The sequence below is a fragment of the Asanoa ferruginea genome, from assembly GCF_003387075.1.
In the GTDB taxonomy this organism is placed as follows: domain Bacteria; phylum Actinomycetota; class Actinomycetes; order Mycobacteriales; family Micromonosporaceae; genus Asanoa; species Asanoa ferruginea.
In genome coordinates this window covers 6,438,848-6,453,928 of the sequence record NZ_QUMQ01000001.1, presented here as the reverse complement: position 1 = coordinate 6,453,928, position 15,081 = coordinate 6,438,848, and the positions used below count along the sequence as shown (strand labels likewise).

At 70.2% G+C, this 15,081-nt stretch carries 9 protein-coding genes; 4 read left to right on the top strand and 5 right to left on the bottom strand.

Features of this window, described 5'->3' with window-relative positions; genetic code table 11:
* The first annotated feature begins 82 nt into the window (after positions 1-82).
* The 4 genes from DFJ67_RS30095 (at position 83) to DFJ67_RS30080 (ending at position 6,833) form a co-directional block, all read left to right on the top strand.
* Positions 83-1,384 carry a Gfo/Idh/MocA family protein gene (locus tag DFJ67_RS30095; RefSeq protein WP_116071265.1) on the top strand — a complete coding sequence of 434 codons (1,302 nt, stop codon included), beginning with the start codon at positions 83-85 and terminating at the stop codon, positions 1,382-1,384.
* Positions 1,384-5,466, top strand: coding sequence for a glycoside hydrolase family 38 N-terminal domain-containing protein (locus tag DFJ67_RS30090; RefSeq protein ID WP_116071263.1), 4,083 nt, complete (start codon positions 1,384-1,386; stop codon positions 5,464-5,466). Before DFJ67_RS30095 ends, DFJ67_RS30090 begins: the two co-directional genes overlap by 1 nt.
* Before the next feature lie 242 nt (positions 5,467-5,708).
* Positions 5,709-6,407, top strand: coding sequence for a DUF7158 domain-containing protein (locus DFJ67_RS30085; protein WP_116071261.1), 699 nt, complete (start codon positions 5,709-5,711; stop codon positions 6,405-6,407).
* A 21-nt stretch (positions 6,408-6,428) separates the two neighbouring features.
* Positions 6,429-6,833 (top strand): VOC family protein, encoded by a 405-nt coding sequence (locus DFJ67_RS30080; protein ID WP_116071259.1) that lies wholly within the window; start codon positions 6,429-6,431, stop codon positions 6,831-6,833.
* Here the strand turns inward: DFJ67_RS30080 and DFJ67_RS30075 are convergent.
* From DFJ67_RS30075 to DFJ67_RS30055, 5 genes are all read right to left on the bottom strand, one after another.
* Positions 6,810-7,715, bottom strand: coding sequence for a carbohydrate ABC transporter permease (locus DFJ67_RS30075; RefSeq protein ID WP_116071257.1), 906 nt, complete (start codon positions 7,713-7,715; stop codon positions 6,810-6,812). The two genes, DFJ67_RS30080 and DFJ67_RS30075, sit on opposite strands and share 24 nt — an antisense overlap.
* A 13-nt stretch (positions 7,716-7,728) precedes the next feature.
* Positions 7,729-8,661, bottom strand: coding sequence for a carbohydrate ABC transporter permease (locus DFJ67_RS30070; RefSeq protein WP_116071255.1), 933 nt, complete (start codon positions 8,659-8,661; stop codon positions 7,729-7,731).
* A gap of 64 nt (positions 8,662-8,725) precedes the next feature.
* On the bottom strand, positions 8,726-10,171 hold the full coding sequence (locus DFJ67_RS30065) for an ABC transporter substrate-binding protein (protein ID WP_116071253.1): 1,446 nt from the start codon (positions 10,169-10,171) through the stop codon (positions 8,726-8,728).
* A 22-nt stretch (positions 10,172-10,193) separates the two neighbouring features.
* Complete coding sequence (locus DFJ67_RS30060; protein WP_203784117.1) at positions 10,194-13,742, bottom strand: endo-1,4-beta-xylanase; 3,549 nt, start codon at positions 13,740-13,742, stop codon at positions 10,194-10,196.
* Between the two features lie 91 nt (positions 13,743-13,833).
* A complete protein-coding gene (locus DFJ67_RS30055) occupies positions 13,834-14,937 on the bottom strand; it encodes a LacI family DNA-binding transcriptional regulator (protein ID WP_170216051.1) in 1,104 nt (367 codons plus the stop codon).
* Positions 14,938-15,081 lie beyond the last annotated feature (144 nt).

The window sequence follows — 15,081 nt, the reverse complement described above, 5'->3', positions numbered from 1 at the left end:
TTGTTGGACCGGTCCACTGTTAGCGTCCCTTTCGCGGTGGACCGGTCCAGCGCGGTCCACACGAGACCGAAAGGCAACTGTCATGCCAGCGTCACGGGTCGCCATCGTCGGCACCGGCCATCGTGCCCAGCTCTTCACCGCGGGCCTCGCCAGCCGGCCCGCGTACGACGTCGTCGGCCTCTGCGACCCGAGCCCGACCCGGATGGCGTTCCACAACAAGCTGCTCGCCGAGCACGGTCGCCCGGCGGCCTGGACCTGGGCGCCCGGCGACTTCGACCGGCTGCTTCAGGACGTTCCCGACCTGGTCGTGGTGACCTCGCCCGACGCCACCCACGACGACTACATCGTCCGCGCGCTGCGGGCTGGCGCCCGGGTCATCACCGAGAAGGCGATGACGACCGACACCACGAAGGCCCGCCGCATCATGGCCGCCGTGCGCGACACCGGCGGCGACCTGACGGTCGCGTTCAACTACCGGTTCAACCCGGTGCATGCCAAGGTGCGCGACCTGCTCCGGTCCGGCGCGATCGGCGACGTGCTCTCGGTGCACTTCGAGTGGCTGCTCGACGTGCGGCACGGTGCCGACTACTTCCGTCGCTGGCACCGCGAGCGGGTCAACTCCGGCGGGCTGATGGTGCACAAGGCCAGCCACCACTTCGATCTGGTCAACTGGTGGCTCGCTGCCCGGCCGGTGTCCGTCTACGGGCAGGGCCGGCTGGCCTTCTACGGCGCCAACGGCAAGCGCACCGGCTACGCCCGCGACTACGTCCGGGCGCACGGCTCGCCGGCCGCGCAGGACGACCCGTTCGCCATCCACTTGGCCGACAACCCCAGCCTGCGCGCGCTCTACCTCGAAGCGGAGGTCGACTCGGGCTATCTCCGCGACCAGAACGTGTTCGGCGACGGCATCACCATCGAAGACGACATGGCGCTGGTCATCGGGTACGACACCGGCGCGTCGATGAGCTACCACTTGACCGCGTACTCCCCGTGGGAGGGCTACCGGGTGATGTTCAACGGCACCGGCGGCCGGCTCGAACTCGAGGTCGAGGAGGCGCTCTGGACCCAGCCCGCGGCCCGGATCGAGTCGGCCAAGGGCTCGGTGCACGGTGACCTCGCGGCGGAGACGGCCGGCGGCGCCCGGATCCTGGTGCGGCGGCTCTGGCAGCCGCCGGAAGAGGTGACGGTTCCCGCGTTCGACCACGGCGGGCACGGCGGTGGCGACCAGCGGATGCTCGCCGCGCTGCTGGACGGCACCAGCGACCAGGCGGCCGACCGTGCGAATGCCGAGGACGGCCTGCTCGCGTTGCTCCCGGGGCTGGGGGCCAACGAGTCGTTCCGCACCGGGCGCGCGGTCGACATCACCACGCTGCTCGACGCCTGATGTCGCTCCGGATCACGTCGATCTCGTCGACCGACCTGTTCGTCGGGACGGTCGACGAGCCGCGCCAGGTGGTGCGGATCGCGGTGGCGGGTGCACGCCCGGGCGTACCCGTGGAGGTCGAGGGTTTCGTCGCTGACGCGGACGCCACGGGTGTCGCGGTAGTCGAGGTGGCGGTCGACGTTGGCGGTCCTACCGGCGCCGAGGTGCCGGTCACCGTCACCGCCCGCGCCGGCGGTGAGACGGTGCACGGTGCGGGCACGGTCGTCGTCGCCGAGCCGGGCTGGACCGTCCACCTGGTGTCGCACTTCCACTACGACCCGGTGTGGTGGAACACGCAGGCCGCGTACACCAGTGAATGGAATGCCCTGCCCGGCGCCGCACAGGAGCACCGCGCGGCCTATCAGCACACCGGATTCGACCTCGTTCGCACGCATCTCGAACTGGCCCGGCGGGATCCCGACTACAAGTTCGTGCTGGCCGAGGTCGACTATCTCAAGCCCTACTGGGACTGCTATCCGCAGGACCGCGACCTGATCCGGCGGCTGCTCGCCGAGGGTCGGCTGGAGCTGATGGGCGGCACCTACAACGAGCCCAACACCAACCTGACCGGTGCCGAGACGACCATCCGCAACGTCGTGCACGGGCTCGGTTTCCAGCGCGACGTGCTCGGCGGCGACCCGGCGACCGCATGGCAGCTCGACGCCTTCGGGCACGATCCGCAGTTTCCCGGCATCATGGCCGACGCCGGGCTCACGTCGAGTTCGTGGGCGCGCGGCCCGTTCCACCAGTGGGGCCCGATGATGCGGGTGGCCGGCGACGTGGTCACCGACGCGTCGGCGATGCAGTTCCCGAGCGAGTTCGAGTGGATCGCGCCGAGCGGGCAGGGGTTGCTGACCAGCTATATGCCCGCGCACTACAGCGCCGGCTGGTGGATGGACTCGGCCGCCACGCTCGCCGAGGCGGAGGAGGCGGTGCTGCGGCTGTGGCGGTTGATGCGGCCGGCCGCGGCCACCCGCCACATCATGCTGCCGGTCGGCACCGACTATTCGCCGCCGAACAAATGGCTGACCGAGATCCACCGCGACTGGAACAGCCGTTATCTCTGGCCCCGGCTGGTGTGTTCGCTCCCCCGCGACTTCTTCGCCGCGGTGCGGGCCTCGCTGACATCGCTGAGCCCGCAGACCCGGGACATGAACCCGATCTACACGGGCAAAGACGTGTCCTATATAGACACCAAGCAGGCGCACCGGGTCGTGGAGAACCTGGTTGTCGACGCGGAGAAGTGGGCGACGCTGGCGTCGGTGCACGGCGACGCGCGCTACCCGGTCGAGGCGCTGGACCGGGCGTGGCGGCTGCTCATCTACGGCGCGCATCATGACGCCATCACCGGGACCGAGTCGGACCAGGTCTACCTCGATCTGCTGGCCGGCTGGCGGGAGGCGCACGACCTGGCCCGGGGAGTGCACGACGCGGCGGTGCGCCACCTCGGCGACCAGGTCGACACCACCGGGCCCGGTTCGGCCGTGCTGGTCTTCAACCCGTCATCGTGGTCACGCACAGACGTGGTCACCGTTTCGGTGCCGTCTCCCGCGCAGGTGGTGGATTCCTCCGGCGACGCGGTGCCTTCCGTGCGGTGCGGCGACCGGCTGACGTTTCTCGCGCGCGACGTGCCGTCGCTGGGCCAGAGCGCCTACCGGTTGGTCCCGTCGCCCGTTGCCCCTGGCTGGTCCGTCGGCGCGGGACTGAGCATCGCCAACTCCGCCTACCGGCTCACGGTCGACCCGGCGCGCGGCGGCACGGTCTCTTCGCTCGTCGAGCTGGCCACCGGTCGAGAGCTGCTGCGGCCCGGTCGGGTGGGCAACGAGATCCTGGTGTACGACGAGTACGCCGAACACCCCGAGTTCCACGAGGGTCCGTGGCATCTGTTGCCGACCGGCGGCCCGGTGGTGGCGTCCGGTTCGCAGCCGGCGTCGTCGGTGCGCGTCGAGCACAGCCCGGTCGGTTCACGGATCGTCGTCACGGGGTCGGTCGGCCCGGTTCGCTACACGCAGACGCTGACGCTGTGGCACGGGCTGTCCCACGTGGACTGCGTCACCCGGGTCGACGAGTTCACCGGCAGCGACCACCTGGTGCGGCTGCGCTGGCCGGTCGGGGTGCCCGGCGGGCTGCCGCTGTCGGAAGTGGCCAACGCGGTGGTCGCGCGCGGGTTCGCCCATCCCGACGTCGACAGCGCGCGGCATCCGTGGACGCTCGACAACCCGGCCTACCGGTGGTTCGGCTCCGGGACCACGGCCCGGGTCACGCTGACGTCGCCCGACTCTGTTGGTCATCGGGCCATCGGCGTGGCCGAGGTGATCGTGCCGGAGCCCGCCGAGCTGGGGCGTCCGCTCGCGGTGGCGCTGGTGCGCGCCGGGGTGACCGCCACCTCCACCACCGCCTCAGGGCCGCGCTACGGCCGGCTGGAGATCGACTCAAACCTGCCCGACGTGCGGATCTCCGTCGGGAGTCCAGCTCGCAACGCGTTCACCGCCGCTGTGCTGGCCGCCGCCGGTCCGGACCACGCGGCCGCGTTCGACCGGCAACTCGCCGCCACCGGCGCCGTCCGCATGTGGCTGCCCGCCGCGCGGCCGCTGGACGAGGTCTGGCAACCGAGCGCCGACCTCACCGGCCTGCGCGACCTGCCCGTCCTGCTGGTGGCGTCGACGGATGACGACGCGGCGGCGGTCGCCGCGCTGGTCGCCGACCTGGCCGAGTTCTCGGTTCCGGTGGCCGGCTCGTTCTCGCCGGAGGCCTACGAGGACCGGACTGTCGCGGTGCTCAACCGGGGCGTTCCCGGGTTCGCGGTCACCGCCGACGGCGGGCTGCACCTGTCGCTGTTGCGGTCGTGCACCGGCTGGCCGACCGGGGTGTGGATCGACCCGCCGCGCCGGACCGCGCCCGATGGTTCGCCGTTCGCGCTCCAACATTGGACCCACTCGTTCGAGTACGCGCTCACGTCCTCCGACGGTGACTGGCGCGCGGGCGGGATCACGGCGCGGGCGCACGACTACAACCATCCGCTCGTCGCTGTGGTGGCCGAGGCACACCCGGGGTCGTTGCCGGCCTCGTCGGCGTTGTTGACCGTGTCGCCGGGTGCGGTGCTCACCGCGCTCAAGGCCACCGGTGATCCCCTCGCGTCGGGCCGCCCGGCCGCTGAGCGCGCTGGGGTCACGGCCCGGGTCTACGAGCCACACGGCCGGACCGCCACCGTTCGGCTGGCGGGTCCAGGTCTCACGGTTGCCGGCCGGGCCGACGTGGTGGAGCGCCCACGGCCGGGTGACCCTTCGGTGCTCGAGCCGTTCGAGATCGAGACGTGGTTGCTCAACGCAGCGCCTGGCTCGTCGTCCGTCGAACTCGGGCCACGGAGCGAGCCGGTGCAGCCGGTGTACGCCCGCTACTGGCTACACAACAAGGGTCCCGCGCCGATGGGCAACCAGCCGGTGAGCGTGCACCTCCACCGCGCGGCGTCCGGTGCGATTTCGGTGACCGTGGCGAGCGACCTCGTCGATGGTCCCTTCGACGGGACGGTGTGGATCGAAGCTCCCGCCGGCTGGACGGCTGACCCGGCCGAGCGGCCGGTCCGCTTGGAGCCGGGCGGCTGGACGTCGTTCGGCGTCGACCTCGTGCCCGGTCCGGACGCGGCCGCCGGCGGTGTCGTCACGGCCCAGTTGGAACATGCCGGCAGCACGGTCGAAGACGTGCTGGCGCTCGGCGATGCCGGGCCGGCCCTGTCGGCCGAACTCGACGTCGACGAACTGCGGCTGCGTGCCGGCCAGCGGGCGACGATCACGTTGTCGCTGGCCAACCCGGCCGGGTATGCCGTGCACGGCGAGGCACAGGTGATCAGCCCGTGGGGCACCTGGGACATGCTCGCGCCGCACACCCAGGGCTTCGCGCTCGACGCCGGCGGCAAGGCGTCGGTGTCGTTCGGGGTAACCGTGCCGACCGACGCCACCCCAGGCACGTGGTGGGCACTGGCCAAGGTCATGTGGTTCGGCCGGGTTGCCTACACCGCCCCGGTGCGGCTGGTGGTCGAGCCATGACGGCGGCATGGGTCGGCGGAATCGCCACCACCATTCCGCCACGGACGGTCGAACCATGACAGCGGGCAGGGATCGCCAGGGTCGCCACCACCGCGCCGCCACGGCCAGCGGTCGAACCATGACGGCGGCATGCATCGGCCGGATCGCCACTACCGCGCCACCACGGCCAGCGGTCGAACCATGACGGCGGCATGCATCGGCCGGATCGCCACTACCGCGCCACCACGGCCAGCGGTCGAAATATGACGGTGGCGTGGGTCGACGGCGAGCCGATCCATTCGGATGCCGTCGCCGCGGAGCTGGGTCGGCTCTATCGAGGGCCGGGCGGGCACGCGTTGCCGACGCCGGAAACCGCCGAGGGGCGGCAGCTTCGGCGGTGGGTGGTTCAGGTGCTGGTTGTTCGGGACGTCCTTGCCGCGGAGGCCGCGCGCCGGGGCCTGCCGGCGTCGGGTCCGCTGGCAGACGCGGATCGGGTGGCGTTGGGCAGCATCGCGGCCGCCGCGTTGGCCCGGTCGCCACACGCGGCGGGCGTCTTCGCCGCGGTGACGGCCGGCGTCGCGGTGAGCGCGGCCGAGGTTGCCGCCTACCGGGCGGCCAATCCGGAGTTGGCCGCCGAGGAGGTCCGGGTGGTTCGGCATGTCCGCGCCGGCCGGCCGGTCAACGGGGGCCGGCCGTATCGGCTGCGGCGTGCCGAGGCACTCGGGCCGCTGGTCTTCGCGGCCCCGCCCGGCGCGGTCGTCACGGTCGGTGGAGACGTGCTCGAGGTCCTCGACAGCGCCGAGACCGGCGGTCAAGACCTCGCCGCGCAGTTGCTCGGCGCCGCGCGCGCGGCGGCGTTCGCGCGGTGGCTCGATGTTCAGGTTCGCGACCGCGTCCGGCGCGCTCCCGGTGCCGAACACCCCGCCGACCCGGCGCAGCCCGACCACACCCACCGTCATTGACGAAAGCGGCATGCTGTGGGGATGACCGAGGAACCAAACGTGATCTCCGTGATGCTCATCGTTCCCGACGCGGACGCCGCGGTTGCCTGGTACAAGGCGGCGCTGGGCGCGACCGAGCTGTGGAACCTCGGTGGCGTGGCCGGCCTCGAGATCGGCGGCGCACCCTTCTTCCTGCACCAGGTCAATCCCGAGAACCCCGCCGAGACCAGTCCCGGCCAGGCGGGAGTCACGAGCGCCCGCATCGAGATGTTCACGGACGACCCCGACACCATCATCGAACGCGCCCTCGCCGCCGGCGCCACTGCTGGATCGGCGATCGAGGATCACGTCGTGCCGTGGGGGACGCACCGCCAGGGCGGCTTCACGGACCCCTTCGGTCACAAGTGGTCCGTCGGCGACAGGTCACCCCTTGATCGCGCCGGCTAGGCCGTTGACGAAGAAGCGTTGCAGCATCACGAACAGGGCGATGATCGGGACCAGCGTGATAATCGATCCTGCACAAAGCAACGTCCATTGTGTGGAGTTCTCGCCGATGAACGCATACATGCCGACGGACAGCGTCCGTTGCTCCGGGCGGGCCAGCGTGAAGACCAACGGGATGAAATAGCTGTTCCACGCGCTGATCGCGGTGAACAGGCCGACCGTCGCCAGCATCGGCCCCGACAGCGGCAGCATGATGCGCCAGAAGGTCTGGTGGAAGCTCGCCCCATCCACCTTCGCCGCGTCTTCCAACTCGCTGTCGATGGTCTGGAAATAGCCCATGAACAGGAACGTCCCGAAGACCACGCCGCCGGCGGCCTGCACGATGATGATCGAGAAGAGGGAGTTGAGCAGGCCCAGCTTCTCCATCAGGTCGAAGATCGGGATGATCGTGTAGCCGTGCGGCAGGAACAGCGTCGCCGAGATGAGGAACAGGAAGATGCCCCGGCCCGGGAATGGCGCGCGGGCCAGCACATAGCCGGCCATCGCCGTCACCAGCAAGGTGCCGACGCAGGTGCCGATCGTGATCAGCAGGGTGTTGATGAAGTAGGTGCCGAACGACGCCTGTTCCCACGCCTGCTGGTAGTTGCTCCACAGCAGTTGCGACGGCAGCGGGTTGAGGCCACGGCCGAAGAACTCGTCCGTCCCCTTGAGCGAACTGCCCAGCGTCCACAGGAACGGATACATCCACGCGAGGCCGCTGACCACCAGCGCCACGTGGGTCATCACCATCGCGGCGCGGGGTCGGCGACGACGGCGGCGGGCGGGCAAAGGAGCGGGCGCCGCGGGTCGAGACAGCGGGGGCACGGTGGTGGCGACGGACGACATGCGAGGAACCCTTCTATTTCGCGGCCCGGCGCCGCGCCAGCGAGCGCAGGACCACGACCTGGACGACGGAGAGGGCGATCAGCAGGATCCCGTAGAAGAAGGACGCCGCCGAGGCGAGGCCGACATCGGGGTCGACGTCGCCCGTACCCCCGAATGCCAGGTGGTAGATGTATGTGTTGACGACCTCGGTCGCGAAATAGGGGCCGCCGTTGGTGAGCACCTGCACCATGTCGAAGACCTGGAACGAGCCGACGAGCGCGAGCAGCACGATGACGATTCCGACCGACCTGAGCATCGGCACCGTGATGTAGCGGAACGACGCGAACCGGCCGGCGCCGTCGAGCTTGGCGGCCTCGTACAGATCCTCGGGAATGGTCTGCAGGCCGGCCAGGAAGTAGACGAGGTTGTAGCCGAGCGTGTGCCAGATGCCGATCACGATGATGATGCCCATCGCGAACCGCGGGTCGCCGAGCCAGTCGATGTAGCCATGCGTCACGTGCAGGTCGCGCAGGATGTTGTTGATGACGTCGCCGAAGTTGGAGAACAGCAACTGGATGACGACGCCGATGACCGCCGCCGACGTGACCACCGGCAGGAAGAAGACGGTGCGGTAGAACGACGCGAACTTGAGCTTCTTCTGGTTGAGCACCAGGGCCAGACCGAGAGCCAGGAAAAGCTGCACGGGTACGACGATCGCGACGTAGAGGAACGTGTGCTTGAGCGCGCCCCAGAAGATCGAGTCGTCGATGACCCGGCGGAAGTTGTCGAGGCCGACGAAGTCGGTCGGGTCCCCGATGCCGTTCCACTTGTAGAGCGTGTAGCCCAGTGACGCCGCGATCGGGTAGACGATGAAGACCAGCAGCAGGGCCAGCATCGGCAGCGCGTAGGCGTAGGACCAGCGGGCCGTCCACATCCGGCCGGCCAGCGACTCGCGGCGCACGTTCATCTCAGTGTTCCTTGTCGTCGGTGGAGCGGGCCGCCGGGCCGGTGGGCCCGGCGGCTCCCCTTTGTCAGGAAGGCTTGACCACGTAAGGCTTCGTCGGGTCCCAGTCGGCGAAGACGTAGTCGGTCATGCTGACCTTCGCACCCGCCTTCGCGGCGGCCGCGACCCCGTCCTCCTGGGCCTTGTTGAGCCGGCCGTCGAGCTCCGAGAGCGCCCCGGCGATGTCCTTGAGCTGGCCGGTGTAGAGGCCCGCGAGCACGTCGTTGATGTCGGGCTTCACGGCGGCGACCTTGACCTTGGCCAGCTCCGGGTTGCGCAGGATGGGGTCGGGGCCCGGCAGGTTGGTGGTCGAGGTCGCCACGTATTGCGCGAACGGCGCGAAGTCGACGAGCGAAGGGTCGTTGTTCTCCGCGTACGCCGACAGGCCCAGGCCCGCCTTCACCCAGCGCTGCCCCGCGTCCTTGCTGTAGAGCCAGTCGAGCCACGCGAAGGCCGCGTCCGGGTTGGCCGTCTTCGCCGAGATGCCGAACATCCGGGCGCTGCTGCCCTGGCCGTAGTAGAAGTAGCCCTGCGGCGTCGCCGTCGGCGACGGGAGGGTGACGAGGCTGTAGTCGGTGAACTTCGACTCCTTCCAGGCCGCCTGGCTCCACACCCCGTTGACGATCATGCCGAACTTGCCCTGCGCGAAGAACGCCCGGGCCTGCTCGTCGGAGGCGCTCATGGCGGTCGGGAAGATGAACCCGCGCCGCTTCCAGTCGAGCAGCAGGTTGATGAAGTCGGCATAGTTGCGGTCGGTGCTGTAGGTCCACTTGCCGACCCGGTAGTCGAGGTTGTTCGTGCCGCCCACCGAGCCGGCGCCCCGGGTGAAGATCTCCGTCAACCAGGAGAGCGCGCCGCCCTGCGAGTTGCCGAAGCCTAGGCCGAACGCCTTGCCGCCGCCCTTGCTGGTGATCGCCTCGGCCGCGCGGGTGACGTCGTCCCAGGTCTTCGGCAGTTGCGGGGTGCCGTCGCCGTTGACCAGGCCGGCCTGCTTGAACAGCCCGTGGTGGCAGTAGAGCTGGAGGTTGGAGCCGGCACCGTTGAACGGCGCGCTGTAGGTCTTGCCACCGAAGGTGTTGCCGCCCTCGCCGAACCAGCCCGGGCCGAACTTCGACTTCCACGACTCGGTGGCCCACTTGTCCAGCGGCAGCAGCCAGCCGTTGCTGACCTGCTCCTGGATCGTCGGCGTACGCGCGATCTGGAACACGTCCGGCGCCGTGCCGCTGCGGGCCGCGAGCGCGAACAGGTCCGGGTATTTGTCGGTGACCTGGGTGGTCTTCCGGATCGTGTTGCCGCCGTGCGCCGCCTGGAACAGCTTGATCTCGTTGTCCATCCAGTCGGCCTGGCTCACCAGCCAGTCCCAGCTCGCGAGCTGCGATCCGGCCGCCGCCTTCTCGTCGGAACCACCACAGGCGGCGAGGGCGGGTGTGAAGGCCGCCGCGACGGCTGCCTTGATCAACGTACGTCGTTGCATGGTTGCTTCTCCTGGGACGAAGTCAGACACAAGGGGTGGTGGTGGCGGTCGCGCTGGCGTTCTGCCCGCCGAGTTGCCACGTCACCGAGGACGTGTCGGCGAACGGGACGCCCACCCGGCGCGGGCGCTGGAAGGGCAGGAACGCGACGGGTTGACCGCGGTCAGCGGGGGTGGTGGCGAAGGTGTTGCGGGCGCCGATCGGCACGGGCAGCCCGAACGCGTTCGGGTTGTTGTAGCCGAGGTACGCCGTGTGCGTGCCGTTGTGGTTGTCGACCACGCAGACGTCCCGGGGCACGACCGGGGCGAAGGTGGTCCGATCGGCGCCCGCCGGTTGCAGGGCGGCGTCGTCGACGTAGAGGTCGTCGGCCCCGCTGGTGGTGCTGATCCACCACTCCGCGCGGCTGAGCGTCTTGGTCCAGCTCAACGGGATGTCGTTGGCGGAGACCTGGGTCCAGCCGGCCGCGCTGACCGGGCCGGAGGCGAGCGGCACCGAGGTGGTCGTGCCGTCGGTGAAGTAGAGCTTGGCCTTGATCAGCGCGGTCGTGGCCGGTGCACCGTCGGCGAGCCGGATCCACGCCGTCGTCTTGTAGCGGGCGCCGTTGGTGAGCTGCACGCCCTGCGCCGGCCCGGCCCACTCGTAGGTGCGGTTGGTGGCCCGCAGCGCCTGCTGGCCCGTGTGCACCGGGGCGGTCACCGCGCTCGACGTGCAGGGCGAGAAGCAATACCAGCCGGGGCCCGCGGTCTCGACGTCACCGTTGCCCAGCAGGTCGACCCCCGCGGGCGGCGAGGCGTGCACGTTGAACGCCAGGTCGTCGACCAGCAGGTCGGGCGTGCCGGCAGTGGTGTCGATCCACCACTCCGCCCGGGAGAACGAGCCGGTGAACGAGACCGGGATGTTGTTGCCCCGGATCTGCGTCCAGCCGGTGTCGCTCACCGCGGCCGAGCCGAACGGGATCGTCACCTGACCGGTGGAGGTCCACACCTTGAGCCGGATCTCGGCGGTCGCCGTGCCGGGTGTCGCGAGCCGGACCCACGCCGACGCGTCGTAGCGGCCGTTGAGCCCGACCGTCACGCCCTGCGCCGGGCCGACCCAGTTGGCCGACCGCCCGGTCACCTTGAGCGCGCCGGTGCCGCTGTGCACGGGGCTGTTCACCACCGAGAGCGCGCCGCAGCCGCCCAGGCAGTAGAAGCCGCTGGTGGTGCCGGCCTCGACAGCGCCGTTGGCGAGCGTGTTGGTGTTGCCCGGCAGCTTCGGCGTGACGAACGGCGGTGCCACCGGTGCCGGCGGCGTGCCGACGGTCGGGGTCAGCGACACCTCGTCGAAGGTGCAGGTGCGGCCACCGGGCACGGGGTTCTGCCAGAGGAACACCTCGGCCCAGCCGGTTCCCGGCGGCGCGGTGAAGGCCAGAACCTGCTGGGTGTACGCCGACTCGTCGCGATAGTTCAGCGTGTGCTGGAAGCTGGTCGTGCCGGGCGCGGGCCCACCGCGTACGCCGATGAAGCACTGGTTGTCCGGCCCGTTGGAGCGGCCCCAGCCGGCAAGCGTGTAGTTGCTGCCGCCGGTCAGGCCGAGCACGGGCTGGCGCAGGCCGCTGCCGCTGGTGGGGGTCGCCGAGGTGCGCACGGCCCCGGTCCCGCCAATCGCGTCGGTGACCGCGGCCGCGCCGGGTGCCAGCGGCGTCCAGCCGTTGGTGCCGTGCTCGAAGCCGCCGGCCACGATCGTGCTGCCCAGGTCGGTGCGCACGGTGGTGCCGATGCCGTCGGCGACCACCTTCACCGAGGCGCCCGCGTTCGTCGGCATGTCGACCTCGACCTGCTTGGCGACGCCGTTGACGGTCACGGTCACCAGGTAGTGGCCCTGGAACCCGCGAACGGCATAGCGGCCGTCGGTCGCCGTCTTGCCGGTCGCGTTGGTCCACCACTGCTTGAAGACCAGGTCGCGGAGGGCGAGCAGGTTGGGCTTCGGGGTCCAGTCCGGCCGGTAGAACGCCACCAGCGGGTTCCAGATGTTGGGCTCCCAGAAGCCGAAGCTGCTCACGCCGGTGATCGACGGCTGGCTGAAGGCCATCGTGAGGAAGTCGCGGGTGTAGTCGGCCTGCAACTGCTCGTCGTCGGTCGCCACGTCGAACTCGGTGATCTCGAGCGGCAGGCCGAGGCTGCTGTATTGGTCGAAGAGCGCGGGCAGGTCGGCGGGCGGCGTGAGTTGCAGGCCGCTGAAGTGGCCCTGGATGCCGAGCACGTCGACCGGGGCGCCCTGCGCGAGCAGGTCGGCGAGCAGGTCGTGGATGTATTTCTGCTTGCGCAGGTTCCAGCCGTTGTCCTCGATGAGGTCGTACTCGTTGAGGTAGAGCAGCGCGTCGGGGTCGGCCTGCCGCGCCAGCTCGAACCAGCGGCCGATCTCCGCCGAGCCGAGGATGTCGGTGACGTTGTGCTCCGAGTAGGGCTCGTTGACCACGTCCCACTCGTCGGCGATGCCCTTCAGCGCGCTGACCTCGTCGGTGACGTGCCCGTCGATCCGGGCCCGCAGCGCGGCCGGGTCGCCGGCCAGCGTGCGCACGTCGGGCGGCATGAGGCCCCACGAGCCCCAGACCAGGTTGTGCCCGTGCACGGTGTGGCCCTGCTCCTTGAGCCACTCGAGCGCCGGCAGCGTGTTGTTGGTCCGGGTGGCCTGGTCCTCCCAGTAGTTCCACTTCAGGTCGTTGCCGAGCGCGACGGAGTTGAAGTCCTTCGCGACCACGTCACGGTATTTGGCGCCGTCCGGCGAGTCCGACACCAGCCACGGCGCCGAAGCGGCGGTGCCGAAGTCGAAGTCGTGGTCCTGCATCGCGACCTTGACGTCGGCGCCGGGCACCGGGTGGCCCGCGGCGTCGACGACGTCGACCGTGAGGTCGCCCTTGCGAAACTGGTCGATCCGGGCCGCGGCGGCGGTGCGCCACGCCGCGGTGCTCTCCCGGCCGGCGTAGGTGACGGCGGGGAACCCGGCCGGGTCGCCCTGGCCGTAGTCGAGCACCGAGACGCCGGCGACCTGCAACACCTGCGGCCCGTAGCCCAGCCAGAACTGGAAGTGGGCGTCACCCGGTGCGTAGTCCTCGGCCATCCGGAACGGGAACATGAACCGCTGCCACTGCGCGCCGAGCTTCAGCGGCGCGTTGGCCGACTTCGTGTAGCTGCCGCCGTCGCGCTCGAAGATGAACGTCGCCTGGCCCGAGTCGCTGCCGGCGACCGGCGTGACGCTGCGGGCCCAGAAGCTGGCCACCGCCGCGTCGCCCTTCTTGACCGCGCCGCCGATCTCGGCGCCCAGGGCGATCTCGTATTCGCCGTCGAGGCCGGAGCTGGTCGGTGCCGACGTGGTGGTGATCTCCAGCGCGCTGCTGAAGTCGGGGTGGGTCACCGGGAGGATCCGCACCTGCGGCGCGGGTTCGCCCTTGAATTGGTTGAAGGCGGCAAGTGCGTCGGCGGGCATGACCTCGACCGGCGCGGCGGCGCTCGCCGGGCCGGCGACCAGCACGAGGGCCGTGCTCAGCAGGGTGGCGGCGATGAAGACGGTGCCGAGCTTTCTGTGCGGTGTCATGAGCGATGCCTTTCCGGGGGCGACGGTGGCAGCGCTTCACCAGGCCCTCTGTCCCTTGTCGACAGAGCAGCTGGTGAAGTGGGGGTGGTTGCTAGGAGGTTCTGCTGACGTTGGGGCCGAGCCCGCTCCACGTGCGTGGTGCGGCGTCGGGGCCGGCGGCCGGCGGTCGGGCCTTGCGGAAGGGCTTCTTCGCCGCGCGGGCGGTGCTCTCGCGGACGATCAGGCTGGTCGACATCCGCACGGGCCCGGCGTCGCCGGTGGCACCGTCGATCGTCTCCAGCAGCAGCCGTGCGGCGGCCTTACCCATCTCGGGGAAGGGTTGCCGCACCGTGGTCAACGGCGGATGGGTGTCCGCCGACGAGGCGATGTCGTCGAAGCCGACGACGGAGACGTCCTGCGGCACGCGCAGGCCGCAGTCGATCACCGCCTGCATGACCGCGTACGCGGTGTTGTCGTTCTGCGCGACGATCGCGGTGGGCCGGTCGCGCCGGGCGAGCAACTCGGTCACCCGCTCCCGGATCGTCGGCGGGTGGAAGCTGCCGTCGACGGTCAGCTCCGGATCGGCCTCGATCCCGGCATTGGACAGCCCGTCGAGATAGCCGCGGTAGCGCTCCTGGCAGCACTCGTAGGCCATCAGGCCCTGCACGCAGGCGATCCTGGTGTGTCCGAGCTCGGCCAGGTGGCGCAGCGCGGTGCGGGTCCCCTCGTAGTTGTCGGCCTGCACGGACGGCAGGGTCGACGGCGTGCCGAGGGTGTTGACCAGCACCACCGGCAGGCCCGCCCGGTGCAGCTTCTCCAGCGGATCGAGCGGCTGGTCGTGGGTGACGACCAGTAGGCCGGCCGACAACCCGGATGCCCTGATCCGCTCCACGAGCGACGAGTAGTCCTTCTCGTTGGTGCTGGTGTAGAGGATGATCTCGTACGGCGACTGCTCTATCACCGACGCGACGCCCCAGTTGACGGCGGCGACCATGTGCCAGGTCAGGCCCGGCACGATCATCCCGATGAACGGTGTGCGTCCCTTCGCCAACGCCGTCGCGGCGGTGCTCGGGGTGTAGTTGTGGCTGCGCATCACTTCGAGGACCCGGTCGCGAGTGGCCGGGTCGACCTTCGGGCTGTTGTTGAGCACGAGTGAGACCGTGCTCTTGGACAACCCGGCAAGCTGCGCGATGTCGCGAATCGTCAGCTTGGGCATGTCGGTCCTCCGTGGTGGCAGCGATGAACTGGGTCGCTCCATTGTGGTACGCGCCTCCGCCGCGGGAGACACCAAGTGATCGCAATTCGCCGGTCGCGTTGGAGCGGTCCAACGCCTGTGCCGGACGCTAGCAGTGGACCGGTC